Origin of the sequence: Kribbella sp. NPDC005582 (assembly GCF_040605415.1) — a bacterium.
Lineage (GTDB): Bacteria > Actinomycetota > Actinomycetes > Propionibacteriales > Kribbellaceae > Kribbella.
This window is the reverse complement of sequence record NZ_JBEXCU010000001.1, coordinates 44,994-69,895: the sequence shown is the minus strand read 5'-3', so window position 1 is coordinate 69,895 and position 24,902 is coordinate 44,994. Positions and strand designations below refer to the sequence as shown.

The following is a 24,902-nucleotide window of genomic DNA, read 5'->3' as shown; positions in this document are numbered from 1 at the left end:
TACTAGTGCCTGTCACAGCGCGCTTCCACGCCTGATCACCGGGTGCTGGTACGCGCTGCAGGCGACTATTAACAGTCCTTCGGTACGCCGCGGGTCTGAGCAGTCACCTCGTCCAGGAGTTGCTGGAGGGCGGTGGCTAGCTGGGTGCGGGCGGTGGGGGCGAGGGAGGCGACTAGTTCGGCTTCGCGGGTGAGGACCTGGTCGACGCTGCGTTCGATCAGGGCATGGCCGGCCGGGGTGAGCGTGACGACGACCGCGCGGGTGCCGTCGGAGGCGGGGCTGCGTGTGACCAGGCCAGTGTCCTCGGCCCGGGTGACGCGCTGCGAGATGGCTCCCGCCGTAACGAGCGTACGGCGGGCCAGCTCTCGAGTCGTCAGCTCGTACGGCGCTCCGGCACGGCGCAGCACGCTGAGCAGATCCAGCGTGGCCGGGTCGATGCCGAGGTCGGCGAGAACACGGCGGCGGTCGTCGGCGAACAGCTTGGCCAGCCGCCAGATCGGCGTGACGATCTCGATCGAATCGGTCGGTGTGCCGGGGCGCTCGCGTTCCCAGGCGCGGGCGATCTCCGCGGCGGGGTAGGGGCTGGGAGCGTCGAGCGGGTAGTTGTCGGTCACGGGCCCATGCTACGTTTAGGTCTAAACATTTAGGTCTAAACGTGAGGACGACAACTATGCGAACCATCGTGGTGACCGGGGGAGCGACCGGAATCGGACGGGCGACGGCGGAGCTGTTCCGGGCGAACGGCGACGACGTGGTGATCACCGGACGCCGGGCCGAGCCGCTGGCCAAGACCGCGGCGGAGCTGGGTGCCCGGGCGGTCGTGTGCGACGCGACCGACCCGGCGCAGATCGAGCAGTTGCTGGCCGAGTTGCCCGACCAGGTCGACGTACTGGTCAACAATGCCGGTGGCAACACCGACTTCGGCCGTCCCGAGGACAGCCTCAAGCAGGTGAAGGAGAACTGGCTGGCCAACCTCGAGGCCAACCTGATCAGCGCAGTACTGACGACCACCGCGCTCGCGCCGCGCCTGACCACGGCTGTCGTCCACCTCGGATCGATCGCGGGCGCCCGCGGCCCCGGCTCGTACGGCGCTTCCAAGGCCGCGCTCGCGCTGTGGAACGCCGACGTCGCCGCCGAGCTCGGTCCGCGTGGCATCACCTCGAACGTCGTCGCGCCGGGGTACACCGCGGAGACCGAGTTCTTCCAAGGCCGCCTCACCGAGGAGCGCCGCCAGACGTTGCTAGAGGCAACTATGACGAAGCGCGAGGGAGTGGTCGGCGACATCGCGGGCACCATCCACTTCCTCGCGTCCCCCGCCGCCAGGCACCTCACCGGTCAGGTCCTGCACGTGAACGGCGGTGCCCTGATCACCCGCTAGATCCGGGTGTGCGCCATCAACCAGTTGGTCACCCAGGTCTTGCCGCCGTCTTCGGAGAAGTCCTGTTGCCAGGCGGACTTGTCGGCGCCGGGCGTCCAGGTGAAGCGGACGTCGATCGGCCGGCCCTCCCAGACGTCGGGGCCTTCGAAGATGCCGAGTCCGTCGTCACCGAACGAGCCGACGACCGGGGTCTCCAGCTGGCCGCGGAGGCTGTTGATCCAGTGGATCGACCAGGTCTTCGTGGCGGGATTGAACAACCGCAACGTGGCGCCGCGGAAGCCTTCGGTCGGGAACCAGCCCTCGTCGAAGCTGATCGCCCCGTCGAAGTATGTCGTCACCTGCATCTCGGACTCGACCTCGTACCACTCGTGCGGCTCGCCGAGCGCAGGGCGACGGCGGCGGTTGGCCATGTGCCAGCGGCCGACCAGGAAGTCGAACTCACCAGTGACCTTCGGTACGTCGAGTGGCGGGGCCGGCGTGGTGCGGCGAGTGAAGTCCATCGTCCAGTTGGTCTCCCAGGTCGCGCCGCCGTCGTAGGAATAGGCCTGTTCCCAGTGGGCGGTCTGGACGGTGAGATCGGACCACTCGTAGCTGCAGAGGATCGGGCGGCCGTCCACGGCGTCCTCGCCCACCATGCGGCAGCGGGAGCCGTCAGCGGACCACTGGCCACGCACGGGCGGGTAGAGCTCCATCGTCGTGCTGTTCACCCACCAGATCGACCACTCCGAGGTCGTGGGGTCGAAGAGGCGGACGGAGAGCCCGTAAGTGCCTTTGGTCGGGAAGCGCATCTCGTCGATGCTGATCGCGCCGTCGAAGTAGGTCTTCGCGGTGGTGGTGCCGTCGTACTCGATCCATTCGCCGGCGATCAGCTGCCGGTGTCGGACGTCGAAGTCGCCGTTCAGGAAGTCGAAGTCGCCGGTCGCCTTGGTCCATGTCGTCATGAGGCTCAGCCTGACCGCAAAACCTGACAAGGCGTGGCAGTCTTTCCGGCTACTCTCAAGTCATGCGTTCGAGCCGGCTCTTGTCGATCCTGCTGTTGCTGCAGACCCGCAGACAGTTGACCGCGCGCGAGCTGGCCGACGAGCTCGAGGTGTCGCTGCGAACCATCTACCGCGACGTCGAGGCGCTGGCCGCAGCCGGAGTCCCCGTGTACGCCGACCAAGGCCGGGCCGGCGGATACCGGCTGGTCGAGGGCTACCGCACCCGGCTGACCGGACTGACCGAGCAGGAGGCCGCTGCACTCTTCCTGGTCGGCATGCCTGGACCGGCAGCCGCATTGGGCCTCACCGCCCAAACCAACGCGGCCGAGCTGAAGCTGCTCGCCGCACTGGCGCCCGACCAGCGTGACCGGGCCGGACGGCTCAAGAACCGCTTCCACCTCGACATGCCCGCCTGGTACGCCGACGCCGAGACCTCACCCCACCTGTCTGCCGTGGCGGACGCCGTACTGCATGACCGCCGGATCAAGGCCCGCTACCGCCGCTGGTCCGCACCGCGCGAGGTCGACCGGGTGCTCGAGCCGCACGGTCTCGTCCTGAAGAGCGGCAGCTGGTACGTCGTCGCCGCCACCGAGACCGGGATGCGCACGTACCGCGTCTCCAACATCCTCGAACTCACCCCGACCGACGAGCAGTTCACCCGGACCGGCGACTTCGACCTCGCGCGCTTCTGGCAGGACCACCTGCAGTACTTCGACCAGTCCCGCTTCACCGCCGAGGCCGTGGTCCGCGTCTCCGCCGACCTCGCCGCCCGCATGTACGACGTCTCGTTCCCGCTGCTCGTCGCCGCAGTAGCCGACGCCACGCCCGAGCCCGACGGCACTGTCGTCGTCACCCTGCCGATCGAGTCCATCGGCAACGCAGCCGCCAGCCTGGCCCGCTTCGGAAGCAACCTGGAAGTCCTGGAACCCCCGGAACTCCGGACCGAACTTGCCACGCTCGGCCGCACCCTCGCTGAGCTCTACGGCTCCTGATCGAACGAGCTGACGGCGCTCTGCCCTGCCTCGACAGTCCGCCGGACGAATCCCGCGATCAGGTCGAGCTCGTCCTCGGTGTAGTCGGCCAAGACCTCGTCCATCGCGCCGAGCATCGGCTGGTACAGCCGGAAGACCTCGACGCCACGATCGGGGAGCAGCCGGATCGTCACGCTGCGCCGGTCGGCCGCCGCGCGGTCCCGGACGATCCATCCGGCTCGCTCGAGCCGATCCAGGATCCCGGTCAGCGTGGCGGGGTGCAGCCCGGCCCGCTTGGCGAGCGCGCTCGGGGTGAGCGGGCCACTGCGTGACAGCACGTCCAGGCAGTCCAGGTCGACGTCCTTCAGCGCCAGCCGGCCGCCGACCTGATGGTTGAGCAGCGCGAGCTGGATCCGCAGGTCGCGGAGTCCGGCCTTGATGTCGTTCCCGGCCCGGCGGCGGTGACGCGCGTCACCCGATTGTGCCTGTTCCATAAATTATGAGTTCCGTACTATATGAGTTACAGATGACCTGGAAACCATAACCCAGGAGGGGTACGGATGAGGATCACAGTGTTCGGAGCGACCGGCGGGATCGGCGGCCACGTCGTTCAGCAGGCCTTGGCGGCGGGGCACGAGGTGACCGCGGTGGTGCGCGCCTCCTCGCCGTACGAGGTGCAGGGTGTCGAGGTCGTGCGCGTCGCCGGGCTGACCGAGGCGGATCCGCTGCTCGATGCGGTGGACGGCCGGGATGCGGTCATCTCCGGGGTAGGGCCTCGCACCGCCAAGTCGGGGGCGGTCGCGTCCGGAAGCACGCGGTCGATCCTGGCCGCCATGACGAAGACCGGCGTACGCCGCTTTGTCGCGGTGAGCGCTGCGCCGATCGGACCGACACCGCCGGGCGAGAGCTTCCTGAACCGCCGCCTGCTGCTGCCGATGATCAGGGCGATCGCCGCCGACGTGTACGCCGATCTCCGGGTGATGGAAGCCGATATCGCGAGCAGCGGCACCGACTGGACGGTCGTCCGGCCGCCCAAGCTGACCAAGCGGCCTCTCACGGGCAAGTACCGCACCAGCATCGGCGGCATCGTGCCGGCCGGCTACCTGATCGGCCGGGCCGACGTGGCCCACCTGATGCTGGCTGCCGTCGCAGACCCGGCGATGGTCGACCAGACAGTCGGGGTGGCGTACTGATGGACAGGCTCGTCCGCGCCGCCAGTCTGCTGTTCTCCGGCGCGGTGAGTCCCGCCAGGCGGACCTGAGCGGCGGGCGTCCGGAGCGAGCATCTAGGCTGGGCGGGCGATGAAGACCTTTGAGGAGCTGTTCGCCGAGCTGGGCGACAAGGCACGCACGCGTCCGGAGGGATCCGGCACCGTGGCGGAGCTCGATGCCGGCGTGCACACGATCGGCAAGAAGCTGGTCGAGGAGGCCGCCGAATCCTGGATGGCCGCCGAGCACGAGGGCAAGGACCGGGCCGCCGAAGAGCTGTCCCAGCTGCTGTACCACGCGCAGGTCATGATGATCGCGCTCGATCTGAAGCTCGAAGACGTCTACCGACATCTGTAGTCAGCACCTCACAGACCCGGTTCAAGTTTCGACAGATTGGGCAGTGCCATGCTGCGCGTCGCAGTACCGAACAAGGGCTCGCTGAGCGAGTCCGCGATCGAGATCCTCACCGAAGCCGGCTACAAACAGCGCCGGACCACCAAAGACCTCAGCCTGATCGACGTGGCGAACGAGGTGGAGTTCTACTACCTCCGCCCGCGCGACATCGCCGTGTACGTCGGCGAGGGCACCCTGGACGTCGGCATCTCCGGCCGTGACCTGGTGCTCGACTCGCACGCCGACGCGGACGTGATCATGGAGCTCGGCTTCGGCAGCTCCACCTTCCGGTTCGCCGGTCCGCCCGGGGTCGCGTCCTCGGTGAAGGACCTGTCCGGCAAGCGGATCGCCACCTCGTACGCCGGCGTCCTGACCGACCACCTCGCCGAGAACGGGGTCGACGCCTCCGTCGTCCGCCTCGACGGCGCGGTCGAGACGGCCGTCGCGCTCGGCGTGGCCGATGTCATCGCCGACGTCGTCGAGACCGGTACGACGCTGCGCCAGGCGGGCCTCGAGGTGTTCGGCGAACCGATCCTGCAGTCGCAGGCAGTCGTGCTCAAGCGCCACGGGGTGGAGAACCCGCCGGCCGGTCTGCAGCAGCTCGTTCGCCGGCTCGAAGGCGTCCTGATCGCGCGCAACTACGTGATGATGGACTACGACATCCCGGCCGACCAGATCGACGCGGCCACCGCGGTCGCGGCCGGTCTCGAGTCGCCGACGGTTTCGCCGCTGCACCGCGCCGGCTGGGTCGCCGTACGGGTGATGGTGCAGCGCGCCGAGGCGCAGCGCATCATGGATCAGCTCTGGGAGGTGGGCGCCCGTGCCATCCTCACCACCGATATCCACGCCTGCCGGATCTGAGATGACCACCGACCGGTTGTTCACGTTCCATCCGCGGAGCGTGGCGATCATGGCGGCGGTGATGGGGTTCTCGCTGATCGCGCTGTTCGCGGTGATCTGGACGCAGTTCGACGAGGGTACCAAGCAGACGTTCAGCTGGTTCCAGCGCCTGACCCTGCTGGCGTTCTTCGGCGCGATCCTGTGGATCCTCTACCGGATGGCGACGGTCCGCGTGTCGGCTTACGCGGACCGGATCCGGGTCCGCAACGTGTTCAAGTCGTACACGCTGCCCTGGTCGGACGTCAGCGCGCTCCGGTTCACCTCAGGCGACGCCTGGCTGCAGCTGTTCGATGCCGATGGCAACCGAATCGGCGTTCTCGCGGTGCAGGCCGCCGAGGGGCGCCGGGCGAGCACGGCCGCCAACGAACTGGCGGCCGTCGCCCGCGCCCATGGTGCGGGACCTACGAGGCTGACACCCGAAAGCTAGTTTCGTGTGACTGACCGGGCTCCAGGACGACCAGGTCCTGCCCGGTCACGAACGCGTCCGGCGGGCACGTCATCGGCTCGACGGCGAGCGCCGTACGGCCGATTGCGCTGCCGGTGTAGAGCTGCATCCAGGGCGTGTCGCCGCTCAGGGTCGACCGTGCGCCGGAGTCCGGGTCGGACAGGGTGACCGCCCAGCTGCCGCCGAGGCCGGTGAAGGCGTTGTCGATGTCGAGGTCGCCGAGCTGTCGCGCGGTCGAGAAGTCGAACGGCGATCCGGCGACCGGCGCGAGTCCGACCGGGGACAGTTGCTCCGGCGAGACCTCCAGCCATTGCTCGGCGGTGAACTCCAGCACGCACTCGTCGATCGGCCGGCCGACGCTGAGGTAGGGGTGAGCGCCATACCCGTACGGCGCCGCAGTCGCGCCGACGTTCGTGGCGGACGCGGTCACCGTCAGCTTCTCGTCGAGGTGGTAGTGCAGGCGGAGGTCGAGCTGGTGTGGGTAGCCGGGCTGACCTTGCAGGCGGTAGCCGACCTCTACGGTCGACGGGTCGGAGCCGTCGTCGAGGCGGTTCCAGTTCGCCCAGCGGGTGAGGCCGTGGATCGCGTTCCGGCGCGGCGGCTCGGTCAGGTACAGATGCTGGTCAACTCCACCGAAGCTGTACTTGCCGTCGGTGATCCGGTTCGGCCACGGGAACAGGTGCTGGCCGATTCCCGCATGCGCCGCTTCGTTCTCGGCGTACCCGAGCAGCACTTCGCGTCCCTCGAACGTGAGCCCGCGCAGTCCACCGCCCACGCTCACCACAGTCCCGGCGTACCCGCCGCCCGAAATCGTCCACTGGTCACCGCTCGGCAGCACGCTCATGCACCCATCCTCACAAACTGTTCCGTAGCGCTGTCCATCTGGGGCTGACCTGTTCGTGGTGATGCTGTAGACACGCCAACAGGAGGTAACACCGTGAAGTACTTGCTGCTGATCAACGCCGGCGAGCTCGACCTGTCCGGGGGAGCGGTCGGGTGTGAGCCCGAGGACTGGATGCGGTTCGACAAGGAGATCACGGACGTGGGAGTGGTCGTGGCGTCGGAGTCGCTGGCTGACCTGGTCACCCAGACTCGGGTGCAGGTGGACAACGACGGCAAGCGCACCGTGACGGATGGGCCCTTCGCCGAGACGCGCGAGGTGCTCGGTGGGTTCTACGTGATCGACGTACCGGACCTGGATGTCGCGCTCGACTGGGCGGCCAAGTGCCCGGGCTCGCGGGCCGGCGGTTCGGTCGTGGTGCGGCCGGTCGCGGAGTTCCCGGGGGTATGAGGGTGTCTGGGGAGTCCGCACCTACTGCGCGGCACTCGGCACGGCACCTCGCCGCACTGGTGCAAAGGGCTAGATGCTCCGCATCGAACCCTTCGCCCCAGCACACCGATGCACCGCACCGAGCACCTGCTCGCTACGGCGCCGACTCCCCAGACACCCTCTGACGATGGACCAGGTCGAGGCGGTCTTCCGGGAGGAGCGCGGCCGGTTGCTGGCCGCGCTGGCCCGGCGGTTCGGTGACCTCGACCTGGCCGAGGAGGTCGCGGCCGAGGCGATCGAGGCGGCGCTGGTCCGCTGGCCGGTGGACGGCGTACCGCCGAATCCGGGCGGTTGGCTGATGACGACCGCCCGGCGCAAGGCGGTCGATCGGCTGCGCCGGGACCAGGTGTACGCCGCGAAGCTCGCGATCCTGCAGGTGGACGCGGACCGGGCCGAGCCACCGCGCCCGGGCGGTGAGTTTCCGGACGACCGGCTCGAACTGTTCTTCACCTGCGCACACCCGGCGCTGGCCCCGGAGGACCGCGGGGCGCTGACGCTGCGCTGCCTGGCCGGACTCAGTACGCCGGAGGTCGCGCGAGCGTTCCTCGTTCCGGCCGCCACGATGGCGAAGCGGATCGTCCGGGCCAAGGCGCGGATCCGGGACGCCCGGATCCCGTTTCGGGTCCCGTCGGCGGATGAGCTGCCGGAGCGGTTGCCCGGCGTACTGCAGGTGATCTACTCCGTCTTCACCGAGGGGTACGCCGCCAGCTCGGGACCGTATCTGCAGAGGCTCGACCTCGCCGAGGAGGCGATCCGGCTCGCGCGCATCCTGCACAAGCTGCTGCCGGCGGAGCGCGAGGTCACCGGGCTGCTCGCGCTGATGCTGCTCGTGCACGCCCGCCGCGATGCGCGGAGCGGTCCCGACGATCAGGTGATCCTGCTCGAAGACCAGGACCGCAGCCGCTGGGACTCTTCCCACATCGAGGAAGGGCGCTCGCTCGTCGTCAGCGCTCTCACCGGCGGCCCAGCTGGCCCGTACGCCGTCCAGGCCGCGATCGCCGCCGTCCACGACGAGGCGCCGAGCTTCGCCGCGACCGACTGGCCGCAGATCGTCGCCCTGTACGACGTCCTGTCCGCCCTGGACCCGTCACCCGTGATCGCGCTCAACCGGGCGGCCGCGGTCGCCTTCCGTGACGGTCCTGAGGTTGCTCTCGACCTGCTCGACTCGCTGGCCGCCGAGCCTCGACTCCGCGACTACCACCCGTACGCCCTCGCCCGGGCCGACCTCCTGCACCGGCTGGACCGCCGTACCGAAGCCATCGCCGCCTACGAGCAGGCGTTGCAGCTCGCAGGCTCGGACCCCGAGCGCGTACACATCCACGCTCGCCTGAAGGCTCTTGGGGATAACTGACGGCTTGTCAGGGGTTGGGCCGGCTGCCAGCCTGACGGGTATGGAGAGCTTGTACGACGCGGCCGGTGGGATGGACGGGATGGTTCGGCTCGCGCATGCATGGCATGAGCGGGTGCTGGCCGACGAGGTGGTGAGCCATGCGTTCCGTCACGGGTTCCACCCGGACCACACCCAGCGGCTGGCGGCGTACTGGGCGGAGGCGCTCGGTGGGCCCGCGTGGGCGGACGGGGACGAGAGCACGGTGGTCTGGATGCACAGCGGGAACGGTGAGCATCTGGAGATGGATCGGCGCGCGATCGCCTGTTTCGACGAGGCGCTGGACGACGTGGGGCTCACCGGTGAGCTGAAGGACGTGCTGCACGACTACTTCGCTTGGGCGACGAACGTCTCGATGGCTCGGTACCACGGGTCGAAGGATCAGGTGCCGCGGGGACTGAGCGTTCCGCGGTGGTCGTGGGACGGGCTTCAGGAGGCCGCTGAGTGAGGTAGGGCTACCGACTTGGCCACTAGTTCGATGGCTGGGTCGTGGGGGAGCTCAGGGTTGCCGTCGACAACTACCTGGGCCCGGTCGCGGGTGGATTGCAGCGCGAAGTGGTCGCGTTCCCAGCGCATCCAGTCGAGCCAATGGTCACGCAGGGCCTCGCCGTCGCGCTCGATGCCGCGGTCGAGGCGAACCTCGTTGGTGGTCTCGATCCACAGGCGCAGGGACTGGAAGCGGTCGGCGTCGCGGTCGCAGGAGGTGACGCCTTCGACGATCAGCAGTTCGACCGTGACCGGTACGACGTGGAGTTCGGCGTACGCGGCCGTGTGCCAGTCGTAGCGGCGGTAACGACCTTCGCGGCCGTCGGCAAGCCGTTGCAGGACGTGGTCGCGGAGCAGGGCGAAACCGCGTTCGGCGCCGGACCAGCCGTCGTACAGGTCGTCCATGTGGATGACGTTGGTGTGCACGCCGCGGGCGGTGGCGCGGGCCTCGAAGCGGTCGGCGAGGGTGGACTTGCCGGAACCGGCCGGGCCGTCGATCGAGATCAGCCGGGTCCGGCCCAGCCGCGGGGGCGCGGCCTGGACGAGGTCGAGCAGGGAGTCCAGGGGGAGGAGGGTCTCAGTTGATTCCATGGCGCTTCAGGATGTCCTCGATCTCGTCGAACTCCGACGAATCCTGCTGTCCACCCTTGGCCTTGGGTTTCGCAGCTTTGGCAGGGGCAGCCGACGCGGGCGCCGGTCCGGTGGTGGTCAGCTCACCGGTTGGCTTGCTCTTCTTGGGTTCGCGGGGCGCGTCGCCGCGGCGGGACCGGGCGACGCCGGAAACGACGTACAGGACGACCGAGACGCCGAACAGCGCGACGCCCGCCCAGACGGTCGGCGAGAAGATCAGATGGGTGATCCAACTGACCGCTGACCGGACGACGTCCCAGACCAGTTCGAGCAGCCCGGTCAGGTAGAGCGAGACCGGGAGCAGTGACCAGGCCACACCGCGCGTCCCGGCCGCGAGCCCGCGCCGCCGCCAGGCCGCCCACGAGCCGATCAGGCCGAGCAACGTGAGGCCCACGCAGAACGGCAGCAGCGTCAAATCGTTGAAGTCAGGCACATACCCAGGCTCGCACAGTCAGGCCACGATCCAAGGGGGGAACAGCCCTGACGCCACCCTGAAACCGCGCTCCGGGGACAATAGGCGTGTGCAACCAGCAGAACGGCGTTTGGCATTCACAGGCTTCGACAACGACGACGGTACGGCGGACGCCGCGCTGGCGGCGGCGCTCGCGGCCGGCGATCACGGAGCGATGCTGGCCGCGCTGACCCGCGCCCGGCTGCTGGTCCCCGTGGTCGCGATGCTCGGCGAGGTCGAGTACGACGACCAGGGCCTGGCGCACGACAAGACCTCGGACATGGCGGTCGCGCTGCTCCAGGGCCAGGACGGCCGGAACGCGCTACTCGCCTTCACCGGCACCGAAAGCCTCGCCCGCTGGAGCGCCGAAGCCCGCCCGATGCCCGCCCAAACCCAGTTGGTGGCCACCGCCGCCATCCAGGAGGGCGCCGCCGCCATCGTCCTCGACATCGCGGGCCCCGCCGCCGGCGTGATCGAGGAAGACGACGTACGCCGCTTGGCCGCCGGCCTCCAGGTGGTTCGGCTGGAAGACGGCGGCTACGGCTGGATCGAGTCAGCCGACGGCTGAGGCCAGGGCGTCCATGGGCTTGGGGCGCATGGCGACCCGGCCGGTGATGGCGGTGGTGGGGAGGACCAGCAGCAGTACGACGGCGATCCAGGCGAGCAGGATCCACGGGGGACCGGAGGGGATCGGCCAGCCGCGGGTCGCGACGGCGATCGGGAGGACGGTGAAGGCGGCCGCGATCAGGCCGATCACCAGGCCGAGAGCCGCGATCACGAGGCCTTCGAGCATGAGCATTCGTGATACCTGGCGCCGGGTCGATCCGGTCAGGCGCTGGAGGCCGAACTCCCGGCGGCGGTCCAGTACGGCGACCGCGATCGTGTTCACGGAGGCGATCGCGGTGTAGGCGACCGCGATCCCGGCCAATAGGTAGGCGATGTACGCATCGACTCCGAGGCCGGCGTCGTAGCCTTCGCCGAGCAGTTCTCGGCCGCCGGCCGTGGTACCCGGCCACTGGGGAACGGCTTTCTTGTCGGAGGTCTTGATCAGCAGCATGCTCGGCAGGCCGGTTGTGGTGTGTGCGGCCAGCAGATCGGCGGGTAGCAGCAGCGGTTCGTAGCCGGACGGGCCCTCGGCCAGTGCCACGACCTTCACCTTCACCAGTGCGTTGTCGCCGAGCCGGACACCTAGCTCCGAACCCACGTCCACCTTGAGTTTCTGCGCCGTACCGGGTGGCAGGGCGATGGTCGAACCCCGCAGATCGTCCAGTGAACCCTTGGTGACCTTGCCTTTGTAGACCGGTCCGCTCAGACCGAGCAGTGGCCAGGCGTCGCTGGTGTGGGAGGCGTCGTACGGGGATTCGATCCAGCCCTTGCTGCGAACGAGTTCGGAGACGGCGGTGACGCCCGGCAGCGAACGAGCGCTCTCGGTGAGCGGCGCGGGGATGCCGCCGGTGGAGCTGGTGATGACGACGTCCGCGGCCAGGCTGCCGGTGGCCGCTTCGACGGCCGCCTTCTGCTGCGTGGTCTGGGCATAGATGTTGCCGAGGGCAATGGTTGTGGCGATGGTGATCGGGATCAGGATCGCCGCGAACTGGACGGCCCGGACCCGGAGATTGATCACGGCCAGGATCCCGCTGGTACCGCGCTTCTCGACGAGTGTGGTCAGTCGTGGGACCAGCGCTCGCTGGATCACCAGCGGGGCGAGGATCGCGACCGCGATCGAACCGGTCAGGCCCGCCGGTCCGCCGATCGCGGCGGCATTGGTCGGGCTCATGAAGAGTGTGGAGCCTGCGATCGACACGGTCACACCGGCGAAGACCAGGCCGACCAGGATCCGCACCCGGCCGAGCGCGACAGCCGGTACGGCGGCCTCCGCGAGCGCCTGGATCGGCCGGATCTGCGCGGCTCTGCCGGCGGCGATTCCGACCGTGACACGCAGTACGAGGAAGGTCAGCACCGCGGCTGCCGCGAAGGGCAACGGTCCCTGGTCGAACCGCAACTGCGGCGGCACGATCCCGCCATCGGCCAGCAACCCGAAGATCCAGCCCCCGGCGAACCGTCCGCACAGCAACCCGAGCACCAGTCCCAGCAGACCGACCACCATCGTCTCGGCGATCACCATCTTCGCCACCTGCCGCGGCGTCGCGCCACTCGCCCGCAGCAACGCCAGCTCCCGCCGCCGCTGCCGCACCGACAACCCGATCGTCGCCGACACCACCAGTGCCATCACCACAGCCACCATCCCACCGAAGACGCCGGACATGATGATCAACGGCAAGCTCGTCGCGATCCCGCGGTACTCCGCGACCCCGCGATCGTCGCCGGTGTACGCCTTCACTCCCGCCGGCAGCACGAACCCGCGCACCGCGGGCCACACGCCGATGGCATCAGGCGCAGGCGCCAACTGCTCAGCCTCCGAGTCCGCGAAGAAGATCGACGGTACGTCGACTGTCCGCTGCGCCGCCGCGATGCCGGCCACCGTGTACTCCCGTGGCACTCCACGCACCATCACATTCACGCGATCGCCGGGCTTGGCCGAGCCGGCCAGTCGCTCATCAAGCACCACGTGACCAGGTTGCGGCGCCCGCCCCGCGGTGAGGCTGTACGGAGTCAGCGGCGCGGAAGCCCACCCGTGCCCGATCAGAGCGTCACCTCCGGCCGCGGCGGTCCCCACACCTGCACCTACCGGACGGCCGGCACCGTTCGTCTGCAGGACCACCGCCGGGAACGAGCGGTCCGCGATCACCTTCTCGACTCCCGGCGTACTGGCCAGCTTGGCGGCCAGGTCCGCGTCGACGAGGTGGCGCTCCGGGAACGCGGCCGAGCCAGAGCCGTTCGGCGGATGGTACGCCGGGTCGCCGCTGACGATCACCGGTGCCGCGGCGAGGCGTTGGGGCGGGGCGTTCAGGCGGAGGCCGGTTTCAAGGAGACCGCCGGCGGCCGCCAGCAAGGCGCTGCCGAGGAACAGGGCGACGAAGATCGCCAGGAAGGCGGCGGTCCGGTGACGCAAGGTGGTGAGCGCAAGGCGAAACATGATGTGGTCTCCGAAGGATCGTGGCGGGGGAGAGGGTGGCCGGTTAGGAGTTGGCGGGGGAGAGGCTGAGGCGGGCTAGTTCGGCGGCGACGGTTTCGGCGGTGGGGTGGTTGGACTCGGAGACGATGCGGCCGTCGACCAGGAAGACGACGCGGTCGGCGTACGAGGCGGCTACCGGGTCGTGGGTGACCATGACGATGGTCTGGCCGAGTGCTCGGGACTGGTCCCGCAGCAGCGCCAGGACCTCCAGTGCGGTCACCGTGTCGAGCGCTCCGGTCGGTTCGTCGGCGAAGGTGATCGCGGCCCGCCCGGCCAGGGCGCGTGCGATCGCCACTCGCTGCTGTTGACCACCGGACAGCTCACTCGGGCGATGCCCGACGCGCTCGGCCAGACCGACACGTGTGATCACCTCGCTCACCCACGCGTCGTCCGGTGACTTCCCGGCCAGCGTCAGCGGCAGTACGACGTTCTGCCGCACTGTCAGCGCAGGCATCAAGTTGAACGACTGGAACACGAAGGCGACGTGCTCACGGCGCAGCTCGGTCAGAGCGGTCTCGTCGAGTCCGGTCAGCGACTGTCCGGCCAGCTGCACCTGACCAGAGGACGGCGTGTCCAGACCGGCCGCGCAGTGCAGCAGTGTGCTCTTGCCGGAGCCGGACGGCCCCATCACCGCAGTGAAGGAGCCGGCCGCGAATCCGTAGCTGACACCGTCCAGTGCGGTGACCGCGCCCGGACCGGTGCCGTAGACCTTGCGGACGTCGGTGAGCTGGACCGGGGCGTTCACACGCCGACCTGTACGTCGGTCTTGCGGTGGTACGACTCGTGCGTCCACCACAGGATCGCCACGATCATGCCGAGCCCCAGGTCGGACCAGAGCCACCACGGCCAGTCGAAGTGCCCGAAGACGGCCAGCGCCACCCAGATGACGAACTGTACGACGCAGGTGACCAGCCACAGACCAGTGAAGGCCCGTAGCGCCACAGTCAGACCGCGCGGCGGTGTCGCGTCGGCGATCCCGGCGAAGACCTGGCGGAGGTCACCGCGGTTCCGGGCGGCGCGGAGCAGCTCCTCCCGGTCGCCGGCAGCGGGCGGGGTCAGCGCACCCCGCCGTACGGCGCTGTCCAGCTTGGCGCCGGCCGAGCGGCGGTCGGACTCGCTCAGGGCGACCTGGTCGGGGAGCAACAGAGGATCAAGGAGAGTGTTCATGTGAAACAGCGTAGGGATTGAACAGTTTCCGGCGGCAGGGTCCGAGGGTGCCTCTTGAAGGTGGTGTTAGGCCCCCTGGCCCAGTGGTGCAGATGCGCAAAGATGGGGGAATGACCGCAGAGCTGCCACCCGGACTCGCACTGGCTTGGGGCGTCCAGCCCGTCCAGCGGCGTGGCCCGAAGCCAGGGCTGTCGGTCGAACAGATCGTCGACACCGGTGTCGAACTCGGCGACACCGGCGGTTTCGCGGCGATCTCGCTGCAGAAGATCGCGGCCCAGCTCGGCGTCACCACCAACGCGATGTACCGCTACGTGCGGTCCAAGGACGAGCTGATCGTGCTCGTCAACGAGAAGGCGCTCGGGGGCCCGCCCGAGCTACCGGCCGGCTGGCGTCCGGCAGCGACCGCGTGGGTGCATGCGCTGGTCGACCGGTACGCCGAGCGCCCGTGGCTGCTCGACGTACCGCTCCGAGGCGCGCCCAATACGCCGAACATGATGCGCTGGGCCGAGGTGATGCTGCAGGCCTTCGCCGAGACGCCGTTGAGTCAGCACGACGCTCTCGGCTGCCTGATGCTGCTCGACGGGTTCGCACGCAACTACGCGACGCTCGCTCGCCAGCTGGGCGCGAGCGACGACGTACCGGTGCAGGCCGAGCAGGTGGGCGCCTTCCTGGTCCCACGCCTCATCGAGCACGACTATCCGATGCTCGTGTCGCTCTACACCAACGCCGAGTACAACGACGGCCTGGACGACGACCTCGAGTTCGGCCTGACCCGCACCCTCGACGGCATCGAGGTCCTGATCAAGGCAGGGTGATGCGAACCGGCCCTTCGGTGCGCGCGGCCACCCACTGCAGGTGGAATTCGCTGCCGGGGGCAACTTCCGGCCGACGCTCCGGCTCGGTGCGCAGATTGACCGGTGCGGTCAGCGTGGTCACAGCCGGCTCAGCCGGTACGCCGTTCGCCCGCACCGAGGCGATGACGTCGGCCAACGCCTGCGCGGCCGGCTTGCGCTCGTGGTCGACAGTAAACAGGCCCAGGTCGTACTCACGGTCGGGGAAGTCCAGCAGCCGCCGGTCGATGTCGTGCGACGACCACCACGTCACGCCGTACAAGGCAGGGTTCGGCAGCACGTGCTCGACCGTCCGTCGGGTGAACTCGGCCTGCAGCTCCACCGGGATGTCGGGCCCAGGTACGCCGACCTCCTGCAGCCACACCGGCCGGGACGGATCCAGCGACGTCGCAGCCGCGAGCCCGACCAGGTAGTCGGCATGGCTGAGCGTCGCCGGACCCATCGGCCCGTCCACTCGCGAGACCCCGTTGAACACCCAGGAGTGGACCGTACTCAGGTCGCCGAGATCCACCGCGTCGGTTGGCAGGAACGGATGATCGGCCTTGTACCAGGCGTCGTCGAAGACCGAGTGCAACGCCAGTACGCCGGGCGCCGCCTTCCGCACGGTGTCCAGCAACTCGGTGGCCCACGACGTCGATGCCCCGGACGTGGTCGGGCTGTCCGGCCAGAGGTTGTTCACCTCGTTTCCGAGCGTGATCGCGAACAGGTTCGGCTTCTCGGCGACCGCGCGCGCCACGGTGTCGACGTACGCCGTCAGTCCGTCGCGGACGGTCGGGTCCTCGAACAGGCTGCTCTTGTGCCAGGTCAGCACCCACGACGGCAGGAAGTCGAAACTCGACAGATGCCCCTGGATCAGGTCGACCGCCACCGACAGCCCGTGCTCCGCGGCCGCGTCGATCGTGTCCAGCAGATCCGCGATCGCGCGCTCGCGGATGATCGCCCGGTTCGGCTGGATCCACGGCCAGACCGGGAACACCCGGACATGGTCCAGACCCAGCCCGGCCAGGTCCGCGAAGTCCCGCCGTACGGCGTCCCGGTCGTAGTCGAGCCAGCTGTAGAACCAGCCGCTCGAAGGAACGTAGTTCGCGCCGAACCGCGGATCCAAACCCATGATCCGCATGCTAAATCGGTTTAGGTACCAACAGCAACATCAGCTGGGTGGGGCGGTGGACTCGCGGACGGTGAGGACTGGGTCGGCGGTCCGGCGGTTGACGACGGTGGCGGGGTCGGCGATGACTTCGAGGAGCACCTCGGCGGCCTGGCGGCCGAAGTCGAAGGTGTCGCGGGACATCGCGGTCAGGGCGGGGTGCATGAGCTGGGTGAGGATGGAGTCGTCGAAGGCGACGATCGACAGGTCGCCGGGGACCGAGACGCCCATCTCCATCGCCACGCCGAGCCCGGCTACGGCCATCACGTCGCTGTCGTAGACGATCGCGGTCGGCCGGTCCGCCTGGGCGAGCAGCCGGCGGGTGGTCGCGGCGCCTTCGGCGTCGCTGAAGTCGGTGGTCAGCGATGGCGCGTCGAGCAGGCCGAGGCGCGGTGCAGCATCCCGTACGGCGCGGATCCGGCGCTGCGTGTGCTGGAAGACCGGCGTACCGGCGACGTGGGCGATGCGGCGGTGACCGAGCGCGGCCAGGTACTCGACGATCGTGAGCATGGCATCACGGTCGTCGGCCCACACTGAGGCGAGCTGACCCTTGCCGCCGCGGCCGCCGATCACCACGGCGGGCATTTCCAGCGCCTTGAGCTCGTCGATCCGGGGGTCGCGGACGGTCAGGTCGACCAGGATCACGCCGTCCACGCGATGCTCGGAGTTCCAGCGCCGGTACACCTCGATCTCGGCCTCGGTGTCCTCGACGATCAGCAGTTGCAGCGAGATCGACTCCGCGGACAACCCCGACTGCACGCCGGAGAGCAGGTGTGCGAAGAACGGTTCGACCCCGAGCGTGCGCGCCGGCCGGGCGATCACCATCCCGACCGAGTCCACCCGCGACGCTCCCAGGGCCCGTGCGGCGCTGTGCGGCCGCCAGGCCATCTGCTCGGCGATCCGCAGGATCCGCTCGCGCGTCGCCTCGCTGACCCCGGGCCGCCCGTTCAGCGCGAACGACACCGCGCCCTTGGACACTCCGGCCCGCTGCGCGATGTCCGCGATCGTCGGTCTGGCCACCGGCGTACCTCCTCACCCTTGACAGCGGATTCTACGATGTGAATAGTTCGGGAGCTATACCGGTTTATCAAACCCTGGAGAATCCCCATGCGTAGACGCCGTTCGGCGCTGGTGGCGCTGCTTGCCACCTCGGCTCTCACTCTGGCCGGCTGCGGCCTCGGCTCGTCCGACAACTCCGGTGACGGCGGCGCCAAGCCGACCGTCGGCGCGGATGCCCAGGTGACCGGCGAGGTCTCGTTCCAGACCTGGGCGCTGAAGCCCAAGTTCACGTCGTACGTCGAAGGCGTGATCAAGGCCTTCGAGGCGAAGTACCCGGGCACGAAGGTGACCTGGCTGGACCAGCCCGGTGACGGGTACGACAAGAAGGTGCTGAGCCAGGCGTCGGCCGGTCAGCTGCCCGATGTCACCAACCTGCCGCCGGACTTCGCGCTCCCGCTCGCCAAGCAGAACCTGCTGCTCGACGTCGGTGCGGCCGACCCGAAGATCAAGGACGAGTACGTCGAGGGTGGCGTGCAGGCGTACCAGTACCAGGGTCTCAACGGGACCTTCGGCTACCCCTGGTACCTGAACACCGACATCGACTACTGGAACTCGGAGAAGTTCGCCAAGGCCGGCCTGGACGCGAAGAACCCGCCGAAGACCTTCGACGAGCTGCTCGCGGCCGCGAAGACGATGCACGACAAGACCGGTGGCAAGGAATACCTGATGAGCCGGCTGCCCGGCATCGGTGACCTGACCAACGCGGGCGTGAAGATCCTGTCCGACGACGGGAAGAAGTTCACCTTCAACACCCCCGAGGCCGCCGCGCTGCTGGACAAGTACCGCGACGCCTACAAGGCCGGCTACCTGCCCCGCGACATCCTCACCCAGGAGTACCTGGGCAACTCCAAGCTCTTCACCCAGTCCAAGGTCGCCTGGACCACCGGTGGTGGCAACGCGATCCAGGACTTCACCAAGGACAACCCGTCGCTGAAGGGCAAGATCGTCCCGTCGCCGGCGCTCGACACCCCGCCGCTCTACGTGCAGGGCCTGTCGGTCTCGGCCAAGACCAAGAACCAGGCCGCCGCGATCGCGCTGGCCCGTTTCGTCACCAACGCCGAGAACCAGGCCGCGTTCGCGAAGATCGTCAACATCTTCCCGTCCACCAAGGCCTCGGCGAGCGACCCGTACTTCTCGAAGTCCGACGGTACGCCGGAGTCCGACGCGAAGGTGCTCGCGTTCGAGTCCTTGGCGAAAGCCAAGTCGCTCACGCCGGCGGTCATCAGCGGCGCGACCAACGACTTCATCGGCCAGCAGATCTCGCTCGCGATCGCCGGCAAGATCACCTCGCAGGCAGCCCTGGACGCGGCCGTGAACAAGGCCAACCAGCTCCTGACTCAGTAAGACTGAGCTCAAAGTAAGGACGTAATGCGCTACCAACGGTGGTTTACCCCGTGGGTGCTGGTGATTCCAGCACTCACGTGGCTGCTCGTCTTCAACCTGTGGCCGTCGGTGAACACGGTCATCCTGTCGTTCACCAACGCCAAGCCGCTGGGCGGCGGCACGTTCGTCGGGCTGAAGAACTTCGAGACCCTGCTGCACGACGAGCAGCTGCGCTGGGCGTTGCTGAACAGCGTCATCTACATGGTGGTCTGCCTGCCGTTCCTGACCATCCTGCCGCTGCTGCTCGCCGTACTGGTGGAGAAGAAGCTGCCCGGGATCACGTTCTTCCGGACGGCCTTCTACACCCCCGTCGTGGCCTCGGCCGTGGTGGTGGCGCTGATCTGGCAGTGGATCCTGGACGACCGCGGTCTGGTCAACGGGCTGGCCGAGAAGCTCGGCGTGATCTCCGGGCCGTTGCCGTTCCTGTCCGACCAGTGGTTGCTGCTGCTGAGTGCGATCAGCCTGACGATCTGGAAGGGGCTGGGGTACTACATGATCATCTACCTGGCCGCCCTCGGGAACGTCGGTCGTGAGCTGCACGAAGCCGCGGCGGTCGACGGCGCGAGCCCGCTGCGGCGGTTCATCCACATCACGATTCCGGGCGTCCGCGGCACGATGATCCTGATCTCGATCCTGATCTCGGTCTCGGCCCTGCGGGTCTTCTCAGAGCTGTTCATCCTGAGCGGCGGCAAGGGCGGCCCGGGCGGCCGGGACAACTCGGTCGTGATGCTGATCCAGCAGTACAGCCAAGGCTTCGAGGGCAACCTCGGCTACGCCTCGGCGCTGTCGATCGTGCTGTTCTTCGTCACGGTCGTCCCGATGCTCGTCCTGGCCCGTCTCAACCGTCGAGGAGCCGAGGCATGAGCACCGTAACGGATCCCGCGCGCCCGATCGCACTGCCGGATCAGCCCGGTACGCCGAAGCGGCGCGGCCGGAGCGGGGCGTTCGGCTTCAACACCGTGTCGCCGCGGGAGAAGGTGGCCCGGTACGTCCTGCTCGTCTTCGTGCTGCTGATCACGATCGGGCCGTTCCTCTGGCAGTTGTCCACCTCGCTCAAGGGCTCGGGCGAGGACATCTACACCCGGATCCCGCGGCTCCTTCCGTCGCAACCGACGTTCGACCACTACAAGGCGGTCGCCGACACGATCCCGGTCTGGGATTACGCGCGTAACTCGCTCGTGGTCGCCGTACTGGTTGTCGGCGGCAACATTATCGGCGCTTCGCTGGCCGGCTTCGCGATCTCGCGGCTGCAGTTCAAGGGCCGCAAGCTCGTGCTCGGGCTGTTCCTGGCCACGCTGGTACTGCCGGGTGAGGTCACGATCATCTCGCAGTACGTGACCGTGCGGGAGTTCGGCCTGGCGAACACGCTGTTCGGTGTCGCGCTGCCCGGCATGATCGGTGCGCTGAACGTGCTGCTGATGTACAACGCGTTCCGTTCGCTGCCGATCGAGGTCGACCAGGCCGCGATCGTCGACGGCGCCAACGCCTGGCAGCGGTTCATCTACATCGGCCTGCCGTCGGTCCGCGGAACCATCAGCGTGGTCGCGATCTTCGCCTTCATCGGCGCCTGGGACGACTTCCTCTGGCCGCTGATCGTGCTGACCGACCCCGACAAGTACACGCTGACCGTCGGTCTGCAGTACCTGTCCGGCACCTTCAGCAACAACCCCCGCCTGATCGCCGCCGGCACGATGATCGCCTTCATCCCGATCGTGATCGTCTTCGCCGTCTGCCAGCGCTTCTTCTTCAAGGGCGTCGAAGAAGGCGCCGTCAAGGGCTGACCTCTGAGGCCGAGCCGTAGCGAGCGCTGACGAACTGGCTCAGGCGGTCGGCGATGGAGGTCAGGGCTTCCCGGGCCGGGTGGCGGGAGTCCCAGGCGCTGATCAGGCGGACGGACAGGTCGCCGTCGCTGGTGCGGATCGGGCGTGGGAGCAGGTCGAACTGGGGGTCGTCGGAGACGACGGCGACCCCACGGCCGGCCGCTGCGAGCGCCTGCGCGACCGTACCGTCTGCGGCCTCGACTGCATCGGCGTAGGAGAGGCCCTCGCGCCGTAGGGCCGCTTCCAGAGAGATGCGGGAGCTGAAGGTGGGCGGTGGCAGGATCAGCCGCTCGTCGGCCAGCTCCTCGAGCCGCAGACGTGCCCGCCGCGCCCAGCGGTGTCCCTCCGGGACGCAAGCCCAGACCGGCAGCGCGGCCAGTGGCTTGGTCTCGTACGGCGCTCTGGCCGGCGTACTCGTCACGGCGAGATCCGCACCGCGCCCGAGGATCTCGGCGGCGGTCTGACCGTCGGCCTGGAAGACCTCGGGCGTCGGATCGTCGGCGTCGAGCGTGGCGATGAACGGCGCGACCACGTCCCGCAAGGTCGTCAGCGGAGCGCCGATGGTGATCCGGTCGAGCCGGCCCTGCGCCTGGTACGTCGCGGCAATCCGCAGAGCGTCGGCGCGCTCCAGCACTTCTCGGGCGAGGGGGAGCAGGGCCTGGCCGGCGCGGGTGGGTGTCAGCCGGCCGCCGGCCCGGTGGAACAGCTCGACGCCGAACTCCTGCTCGAGTTGCCGGAGCTGTCGGGACAGACCGGGCTGCGTGATGTGTAGCCGGTCGGCCGCGGCGGTGACCGTACCGGCGTCGACCGTCTGCACGAAGTACTGCAGGGTCCGCAGCTCCACCATGCCTCCTAAGCATGCACTTCCTGCTGAACAAGTATTGGACAGCATAGAGCGGCCGCCGAAGACTGGACGGATGACGATCGAACAGCGACGCATCCTGAAGACAGCGATTCCGGGGCCGGTCTCGGCGGAGCTGATGGCGCGCAAACACGCCGCGGTCGCGGCCGGGGTGGGGACGACCCTGCCCGTCTTCGCGGTCGCTGCCGAGGGCGGCGTCGTGGTCGATGCCGACGGCAACCAATTGATCGACCTCGGGTCCGGGATCGCGGTCACGACCGTCGGCGCCCGCGCGCCGCGCGTGGTCGAGGCGGTCAAGACGCAGCTCGACGCGTTCACCCATACCTGCTTCATGATCACGCCGTACGAGGGGTACGTCGCGGTCGCCGAAGCGTTGAACCGGCTGACCCCAGGTGATCACGAGAAGCGCACCGCACTGTTCAACTCCGGTGCCGAAGCGGTCGAGAACGCCGTCAAGATCGCCCGCGCCTACACCGGTCGGCAGGCGGTCGTCGTCTTCGACCACGCCTACCACGGCCGCACCAACCTGACCCTGGCGATGACGGCCAAGAACCAGCCGTACAAGCGCGGTTTCGGCCCGTTCGCGGCCGAGGTCTACCGGGCGCCGGTCTCGTACCCGTACCGCGACGGCGGGCTCGACGGCGCGACCGCCGCCGCCCGGGCGCTCGACGTGATCGAGAAGCAGGTCGGCGGGACCGAGGTGGCGGCCTTGGTGATCGAGCCGATCCAGGGTGAAGGCGGTTTCGTCGAACCTGCACCTGGTTTCCTGCCGGCACTGGCCGAGTGGTGCCGGGCGAACGGCGCGGTCTTCGTGGCAGACGAGGTACAGAGCGGCTTCGCGCGGACCGGCGATCTGTTCGCCTGCGATCACGAGGGCGTCGTACCGGACCTGGTCGCGACTGCCAAGGGGATCGCCGGCGGTCTGCCCTTGTCGGCGGTGACAGGTCGGGCGGAGATCATGGATGCCCCGCAGGTCGGCGGCCTCGGTGGCACGTACGGCGGCAATCCGCTGGCGTGCGCGGCCGCGCTGGCGGCGATCGAGACGATCGAGACGGACGGGCTGGTCGCACGCGCCCGGCAGGTCGAGGAGCTGATCAAGCCGCGCCTGCTGCTCGCCCAGAAGGAGGACGACCGAATCGGCGACGTCCGCGGCCGGGGCGCGATGATCGCGGTCGAGCTGGTGGGGCCGGGAACCTCCGAGCCTGCGCCGGAGCTCGCCAAGGCGGTCGCGACTGCTTGCCATCAGCAAGGAATCGTCGTGCTGACCTGCGGTACCTATGGCAACGTGCTGCGCTTCCTGCCGCCGCTGACGATCAGCGACGACCTGCTGGTCGAGGCCCTGGAGATCGTCGTAGCGTCGCTGCGGGAGATCTCGTGATCACTGTCCTGAACCCGGCCGACCTGACCGTCGTCGGCGAGGTCCCCGACTCCACTCCAGACGACGCGTCCGCAGCGGTCGATGCGGCCGCAAAAGCCTTCCCTGCTTGGGCTCGTACGGCGCCCCGAGCCCGATCCGAACTCCTGCACAAGACCTTCGAGCTGATGCTTCGTGACCGCGAGAAGCTGGCCGACCTGATCACTGCGGAGAACGGCAAGACCCGCGCCGATGCCTTGGCCGAGGTCACGTACGCCGCGGAGTTCTTCCGCTGGTACGCCGAAGAGGCGGTCCGCCCAGGTGGTGACTACGGCTCGGCTCCGGCCGGCGGCGTACGGACGATCGTCACCGCCAAACCGATCGGTGTCGCCGCCCTCGTGACCCCGTGGAACTTCCCGGCCGCGATGGCGACCCGCAAGATCGCGCCAGCCTTGGCCGCGGGCTGTACGGCGGTGCTGAAGCCGGCCGCCGAGACTCCACTGACCGCGTTGGCGATCGCCGGCCTCCTGGCCGAAGCAGGCGTTCCCGAAGGCGTCCTCACCGTCGTCACCACCAGTGATGCCGCCGGGGTGGTCTCCACCTGGCTGGCCGATCGGCGGGTGCGGGTGCTCTCGTTCACCGGCTCGACCGCCGTCGGCAAGACGCTTCTGCGCCAGGCCGCGGACCGGGTGGTGGTGACGGCGATGGAACTCGGCGGCAACGCGCCGTTCGTGGTCACCGAGGACGCCGACCTGGAGCAGGCGGTCGCGGGCGCGATGATCGCGAAGTTCCGCAACGGCGGCCAGGCCTGTACGGCGGCCAACCGGTTCTACGTACATGAGGCCGTGGCTGACCGGTTCACCGAACTGTTCGGTCGCGAGGTCGAGAAGGTTGCCGTCGGCCCGTTGATCTCGGATGCCGCGGTCGAGCGGGTGACCGCCGTGGTCGACGACGCGGTCGCGTCCGGAGCCCGGGTCACGCACCAGGCCGCCGTACCGGCCGCGGCTGGTCACTTCTACCCGCCGACGGTACTGCGGGATGTGCCGGACGACTCGACGTTGTTCACCGAGGAGATCTTCGGGCCGGTCGCGTCGATCGCGACCTGGTCCGACGACGGCGAACTCGTTGCCCGGGTCAACGATTCCGAGTACGGCTTGGCCGGCTACGTGTACGCCGGGGAGCTGGGCCGGGCGATCCGGATCAGCGAAGCGCTTGAGGTCGGCATGGTCGGCGTGAACCGTGGCCTGGTCTCGGATCCGTCGGCGCCGTTCGGCGGTGTGAAGCAGAGCGGCCTGGGGCGCGAGGGGGCGCGCCACGGTCTCCGCGAGTACCAGGAAACCCAGTACCTGAGCATCGATTGGCCGTAAATGGGGGGCGGCTACCCAGATTCCGTTGCCGGTGGGTGGGTGCGGTGGGGGTGCGGGAATCTGGGTGGTCGCGACCCATGTGGGGGCCGGCGGGAAACGGTTGACTTCTGGCTATCGGGAAGGCCGACCGGCCGACCGCCCCAAGGAACCGGAAACGGTTCCGGACCGAAGGAGAAAATCATGGCTGAGGTTCTCGACCTGCAGATCCTGTCCGAGGAGAACACCACCAGCCCGGTGCTGCACACCGACGGCTCGGG

The 24,902-nt window shown here is 68.8% G+C and carries 28 protein-coding genes; 16 read left to right on the top strand and 12 right to left on the bottom strand.

The genetic code is table 11. The features are described 5' to 3' along the window. Positions 1-68: 68 nt before the first annotated feature. Positions 69-614, bottom strand: a complete 546-nt coding sequence (locus tag ABZS29_RS00330; RefSeq protein WP_355457098.1) for a MarR family transcriptional regulator — start codon at positions 612-614, stop codon at positions 69-71. Between the two features lie 56 nt (positions 615-670). Here ABZS29_RS00330 and ABZS29_RS00325 point away from each other — a divergent pair, with 56 nt between their 5' ends. Then, on the top strand, positions 671-1,378 hold the full coding sequence (locus tag ABZS29_RS00325) for an SDR family oxidoreductase (protein ID WP_355457096.1): 708 nt from the start codon (positions 671-673) through the stop codon (positions 1,376-1,378). On the opposite strand, the gene ABZS29_RS00320 is transcribed toward ABZS29_RS00325, so the two are convergent. Continuing rightward, positions 1,375-2,319, bottom strand: a complete 945-nt coding sequence (locus ABZS29_RS00320; protein ID WP_355457095.1) for a hypothetical protein — start codon at positions 2,317-2,319, stop codon at positions 1,375-1,377. The two genes, ABZS29_RS00325 and ABZS29_RS00320, sit on opposite strands and share 4 nt — an antisense overlap. Before the next feature lie 62 nt (positions 2,320-2,381). On the opposite strand from ABZS29_RS00320, the gene ABZS29_RS00315 reads away from it, so the two are divergent. Beyond that, a complete protein-coding gene (locus tag ABZS29_RS00315) occupies positions 2,382-3,350 on the top strand; it encodes a WYL domain-containing protein (RefSeq protein ID WP_355457094.1) in 969 nt (322 codons plus the stop codon). Here ABZS29_RS00315 and ABZS29_RS00310 read toward each other — a convergent pair. Next, positions 3,338-3,823, bottom strand: coding sequence for a MarR family transcriptional regulator (locus ABZS29_RS00310; protein WP_355457092.1), 486 nt, complete (start codon positions 3,821-3,823; stop codon positions 3,338-3,340). The genes ABZS29_RS00315 and ABZS29_RS00310 overlap by 13 nt on opposite strands. A gap of 66 nt (positions 3,824-3,889) precedes the next feature. On the opposite strand from ABZS29_RS00310, the gene ABZS29_RS00305 reads away from it, so the two are divergent. The 4 genes from ABZS29_RS00305 to ABZS29_RS00290 all read left to right on the top strand — a co-directional run bounded on the left by ABZS29_RS00305 (position 3,890) and on the right by ABZS29_RS00290 (position 6,257). After that, the gene (locus ABZS29_RS00305; protein WP_355457091.1) at positions 3,890-4,522 is read left to right on the top strand and encodes an NAD(P)H-binding protein; all 633 of its coding nucleotides are present in this window, start codon (positions 3,890-3,892) and stop codon (positions 4,520-4,522) included. 108 nt (positions 4,523-4,630) lie between these two features. Further along, positions 4,631-4,894, top strand: a complete 264-nt coding sequence (locus ABZS29_RS00300) for a phosphoribosyl-ATP diphosphatase (protein WP_132407744.1) — start codon at positions 4,631-4,633, stop codon at positions 4,892-4,894. 48 nt (positions 4,895-4,942) lie between these two features. After that, a complete protein-coding gene (gene hisG / locus ABZS29_RS00295) occupies positions 4,943-5,791 on the top strand; it encodes an ATP phosphoribosyltransferase (protein ID WP_355457089.1) in 849 nt (282 codons plus the stop codon). Position 5,792: 1 nt separating this feature from the next. Beyond that, positions 5,793-6,257 carry a PH domain-containing protein gene (locus tag ABZS29_RS00290; protein WP_355457087.1) on the top strand — a complete coding sequence of 155 codons (465 nt, stop codon included), beginning with the start codon at positions 5,793-5,795 and terminating at the stop codon, positions 6,255-6,257. Here ABZS29_RS00290 and ABZS29_RS00285 read toward each other — a convergent pair. Further along, positions 6,232-7,119, bottom strand: a complete 888-nt coding sequence (locus ABZS29_RS00285) for an aldose 1-epimerase family protein (protein WP_355457085.1) — start codon at positions 7,117-7,119, stop codon at positions 6,232-6,234. The genes ABZS29_RS00290 and ABZS29_RS00285 overlap by 26 nt on opposite strands. Before the next feature lie 93 nt (positions 7,120-7,212). Between ABZS29_RS00285 and ABZS29_RS00280 the strand changes: the two genes are divergently transcribed. The 3 genes from ABZS29_RS00280 (at position 7,213) to ABZS29_RS00270 (ending at position 9,440) form a co-directional block, all read left to right on the top strand. Further along, positions 7,213-7,566, top strand: a complete 354-nt coding sequence (locus ABZS29_RS00280; RefSeq protein WP_355457083.1) for a YciI family protein — start codon at positions 7,213-7,215, stop codon at positions 7,564-7,566. A gap of 166 nt (positions 7,567-7,732) precedes the next feature. After that, positions 7,733-8,956 (top strand): RNA polymerase sigma factor, encoded by a 1,224-nt coding sequence (locus ABZS29_RS00275; protein WP_355457081.1) that lies wholly within the window; start codon positions 7,733-7,735, stop codon positions 8,954-8,956. 40 nt (positions 8,957-8,996) lie between these two features. After that, on the top strand, positions 8,997-9,440 hold the full coding sequence (locus ABZS29_RS00270; RefSeq protein ID WP_355457080.1) for an oxidoreductase: 444 nt from the start codon (positions 8,997-8,999) through the stop codon (positions 9,438-9,440). Here ABZS29_RS00270 and ABZS29_RS00265 read toward each other — a convergent pair. Both ABZS29_RS00265 and ABZS29_RS00260 read right to left on the bottom strand, forming a co-directional pair. Beyond that, positions 9,422-10,069, bottom strand: coding sequence for a hypothetical protein (locus ABZS29_RS00265; protein ID WP_355457078.1), 648 nt, complete (start codon positions 10,067-10,069; stop codon positions 9,422-9,424). The two genes, ABZS29_RS00270 and ABZS29_RS00265, sit on opposite strands and share 19 nt — an antisense overlap. Further along, positions 10,056-10,541 (bottom strand): hypothetical protein, encoded by a 486-nt coding sequence (locus ABZS29_RS00260; RefSeq protein WP_355457076.1) that lies wholly within the window; start codon positions 10,539-10,541, stop codon positions 10,056-10,058. Before ABZS29_RS00260 ends, ABZS29_RS00265 begins: the two co-directional genes overlap by 14 nt. A gap of 109 nt (positions 10,542-10,650) precedes the next feature. Between ABZS29_RS00260 and ABZS29_RS00255 the strand changes: the two genes are divergently transcribed. Continuing rightward, positions 10,651-11,127, top strand: a complete 477-nt coding sequence (locus tag ABZS29_RS00255; RefSeq protein ID WP_355457075.1) for an SseB family protein — start codon at positions 10,651-10,653, stop codon at positions 11,125-11,127. Here the strand turns inward: ABZS29_RS00255 and ABZS29_RS00250 are convergent. The 3 genes from ABZS29_RS00250 to ABZS29_RS00240 are packed head-to-tail and all read right to left on the bottom strand — an operon-like array spanning position 11,113 to position 14,802. Further along, positions 11,113-13,596: an FtsX-like permease family protein gene (locus ABZS29_RS00250; protein WP_355457074.1), complete on the bottom strand. Its 2,484-nt coding sequence runs from the start codon at positions 13,594-13,596 to the stop codon at positions 11,113-11,115. The genes ABZS29_RS00255 and ABZS29_RS00250 overlap by 15 nt on opposite strands. Before the next feature lie 43 nt (positions 13,597-13,639). Next, on the bottom strand, positions 13,640-14,380 hold the full coding sequence (locus tag ABZS29_RS00245) for an ABC transporter ATP-binding protein (protein ID WP_355457072.1): 741 nt from the start codon (positions 14,378-14,380) through the stop codon (positions 13,640-13,642). Further along, positions 14,377-14,802 carry a hypothetical protein gene (locus ABZS29_RS00240; RefSeq protein WP_355457070.1) on the bottom strand — a complete coding sequence of 142 codons (426 nt, stop codon included), beginning with the start codon at positions 14,800-14,802 and terminating at the stop codon, positions 14,377-14,379. Before ABZS29_RS00240 ends, ABZS29_RS00245 begins: the two co-directional genes overlap by 4 nt. Positions 14,803-14,912: 110 nt before the next feature. Here ABZS29_RS00240 and ABZS29_RS00235 point away from each other — a divergent pair, with 110 nt between their 5' ends. Next, positions 14,913-15,617, top strand: a complete 705-nt coding sequence (locus ABZS29_RS00235) for a TetR/AcrR family transcriptional regulator (protein ID WP_355457068.1) — start codon at positions 14,913-14,915, stop codon at positions 15,615-15,617. Here ABZS29_RS00235 and ABZS29_RS00230 read toward each other — a convergent pair. Together ABZS29_RS00230 and ABZS29_RS00225 are read right to left on the bottom strand one after the other, a co-directional pair. Then, positions 15,604-16,764 carry a glycosyl hydrolase gene (locus ABZS29_RS00230; protein ID WP_355457066.1) on the bottom strand — a complete coding sequence of 387 codons (1,161 nt, stop codon included), beginning with the start codon at positions 16,762-16,764 and terminating at the stop codon, positions 15,604-15,606. The genes ABZS29_RS00235 and ABZS29_RS00230 overlap by 14 nt on opposite strands. Positions 16,765-16,803: 39 nt before the next feature. Beyond that, the gene (locus ABZS29_RS00225; protein ID WP_355457065.1) at positions 16,804-17,820 is read right to left on the bottom strand and encodes a LacI family DNA-binding transcriptional regulator; all 1,017 of its coding nucleotides are present in this window, start codon (positions 17,818-17,820) and stop codon (positions 16,804-16,806) included. A gap of 87 nt (positions 17,821-17,907) precedes the next feature. Here ABZS29_RS00225 and ABZS29_RS00220 point away from each other — a divergent pair, with 87 nt between their 5' ends. From ABZS29_RS00220 to ABZS29_RS00210, 3 genes are read left to right on the top strand one after another with little or no spacing between them, the layout of a single operon-like run. Next, positions 17,908-19,203 carry a sugar ABC transporter substrate-binding protein gene (locus ABZS29_RS00220; protein ID WP_355457063.1) on the top strand — a complete coding sequence of 432 codons (1,296 nt, stop codon included), beginning with the start codon at positions 17,908-17,910 and terminating at the stop codon, positions 19,201-19,203. Between the two features lie 24 nt (positions 19,204-19,227). After that, the gene (locus tag ABZS29_RS00215; RefSeq protein ID WP_355457061.1) at positions 19,228-20,106 is read left to right on the top strand and encodes a sugar ABC transporter permease; all 879 of its coding nucleotides are present in this window, start codon (positions 19,228-19,230) and stop codon (positions 20,104-20,106) included. Then, the gene (locus tag ABZS29_RS00210) at positions 20,103-21,023 is read left to right on the top strand and encodes a carbohydrate ABC transporter permease (RefSeq protein WP_355457059.1); all 921 of its coding nucleotides are present in this window, start codon (positions 20,103-20,105) and stop codon (positions 21,021-21,023) included. Before ABZS29_RS00215 ends, ABZS29_RS00210 begins: the two co-directional genes overlap by 4 nt. Here ABZS29_RS00210 and ABZS29_RS00205 read toward each other — a convergent pair. Beyond that, a complete protein-coding gene (locus ABZS29_RS00205) occupies positions 21,013-21,906 on the bottom strand; it encodes a LysR family transcriptional regulator (protein WP_355457057.1) in 894 nt (297 codons plus the stop codon). The two genes, ABZS29_RS00210 and ABZS29_RS00205, sit on opposite strands and share 11 nt — an antisense overlap. Positions 21,907-21,979: 73 nt before the next feature. On the opposite strand from ABZS29_RS00205, the gene gabT reads away from it, so the two are divergent. Both gabT and ABZS29_RS00195 read left to right on the top strand, forming a co-directional pair. After that, the gene (gene gabT, locus ABZS29_RS00200) at positions 21,980-23,302 is read left to right on the top strand and encodes a 4-aminobutyrate--2-oxoglutarate transaminase (RefSeq protein ID WP_355457055.1); all 1,323 of its coding nucleotides are present in this window, start codon (positions 21,980-21,982) and stop codon (positions 23,300-23,302) included. Continuing rightward, positions 23,299-24,645 carry an NAD-dependent succinate-semialdehyde dehydrogenase gene (locus tag ABZS29_RS00195; RefSeq protein WP_355457053.1) on the top strand — a complete coding sequence of 449 codons (1,347 nt, stop codon included), beginning with the start codon at positions 23,299-23,301 and terminating at the stop codon, positions 24,643-24,645. Before gabT ends, ABZS29_RS00195 begins: the two co-directional genes overlap by 4 nt. Positions 24,646-24,902: the final 257 nt, after the last annotated feature.

Coding starts and splice junctions, on each gene's coding strand:
- ABZS29_RS00240 (WP_355457070.1), bottom strand. CDS start 14,802: ATGAACACTCTCCTTGATCCTCTGTTGCTCCCCGACCAGGTCGCCCTG.
- ABZS29_RS00235 (WP_355457068.1), top strand. CDS start 14,913: ATGACCGCAGAGCTGCCACCCGGACTCGCACTGGCTTGGGGCGTCCAG.
- ABZS29_RS00305 (WP_355457091.1), top strand. CDS start 3,890: ATGAGGATCACAGTGTTCGGAGCGACCGGCGGGATCGGCGGCCACGTC.
- ABZS29_RS00320 (WP_355457095.1), bottom strand. CDS start 2,319: ATGACGACATGGACCAAGGCGACCGGCGACTTCGACTTCCTGAACGGC.
- ABZS29_RS00250 (WP_355457074.1), bottom strand. CDS start 13,596: ATGTTTCGCCTTGCGCTCACCACCTTGCGTCACCGGACCGCCGCCTTC.
- ABZS29_RS00265 (WP_355457078.1), bottom strand. CDS start 10,069: ATGGAATCAACTGAGACCCTCCTCCCCCTGGACTCCCTGCTCGACCTC.
- ABZS29_RS00210 (WP_355457059.1), top strand. CDS start 20,103: ATGAGCACCGTAACGGATCCCGCGCGCCCGATCGCACTGCCGGATCAG.
- ABZS29_RS00275 (WP_355457081.1), top strand. CDS start 7,733: ATGGACCAGGTCGAGGCGGTCTTCCGGGAGGAGCGCGGCCGGTTGCTG.
- ABZS29_RS00290 (WP_355457087.1), top strand. CDS start 5,793: ATGACCACCGACCGGTTGTTCACGTTCCATCCGCGGAGCGTGGCGATC.
- ABZS29_RS00310 (WP_355457092.1), bottom strand. CDS start 3,823: ATGGAACAGGCACAATCGGGTGACGCGCGTCACCGCCGCCGGGCCGGG.
- ABZS29_RS00215 (WP_355457061.1), top strand. CDS start 19,228: ATGCGCTACCAACGGTGGTTTACCCCGTGGGTGCTGGTGATTCCAGCA.
- ABZS29_RS00315 (WP_355457094.1), top strand. CDS start 2,382: ATGCGTTCGAGCCGGCTCTTGTCGATCCTGCTGTTGCTGCAGACCCGC.
- hisG (WP_355457089.1), top strand. CDS start 4,943: ATGCTGCGCGTCGCAGTACCGAACAAGGGCTCGCTGAGCGAGTCCGCG.
- ABZS29_RS00285 (WP_355457085.1), bottom strand. CDS start 7,119: ATGAGCGTGCTGCCGAGCGGTGACCAGTGGACGATTTCGGGCGGCGGG.
- ABZS29_RS00270 (WP_355457080.1), top strand. CDS start 8,997: ATGGAGAGCTTGTACGACGCGGCCGGTGGGATGGACGGGATGGTTCGG.
- gabT (WP_355457055.1), top strand. CDS start 21,980: ATGACGATCGAACAGCGACGCATCCTGAAGACAGCGATTCCGGGGCCG.
- ABZS29_RS00325 (WP_355457096.1), top strand. CDS start 671: ATGCGAACCATCGTGGTGACCGGGGGAGCGACCGGAATCGGACGGGCG.
- ABZS29_RS00300 (WP_132407744.1), top strand. CDS start 4,631: ATGAAGACCTTTGAGGAGCTGTTCGCCGAGCTGGGCGACAAGGCACGC.
- ABZS29_RS00220 (WP_355457063.1), top strand. CDS start 17,908: ATGCGTAGACGCCGTTCGGCGCTGGTGGCGCTGCTTGCCACCTCGGCT.
- ABZS29_RS00230 (WP_355457066.1), bottom strand. CDS start 16,764: ATGGGTTTGGATCCGCGGTTCGGCGCGAACTACGTTCCTTCGAGCGGC.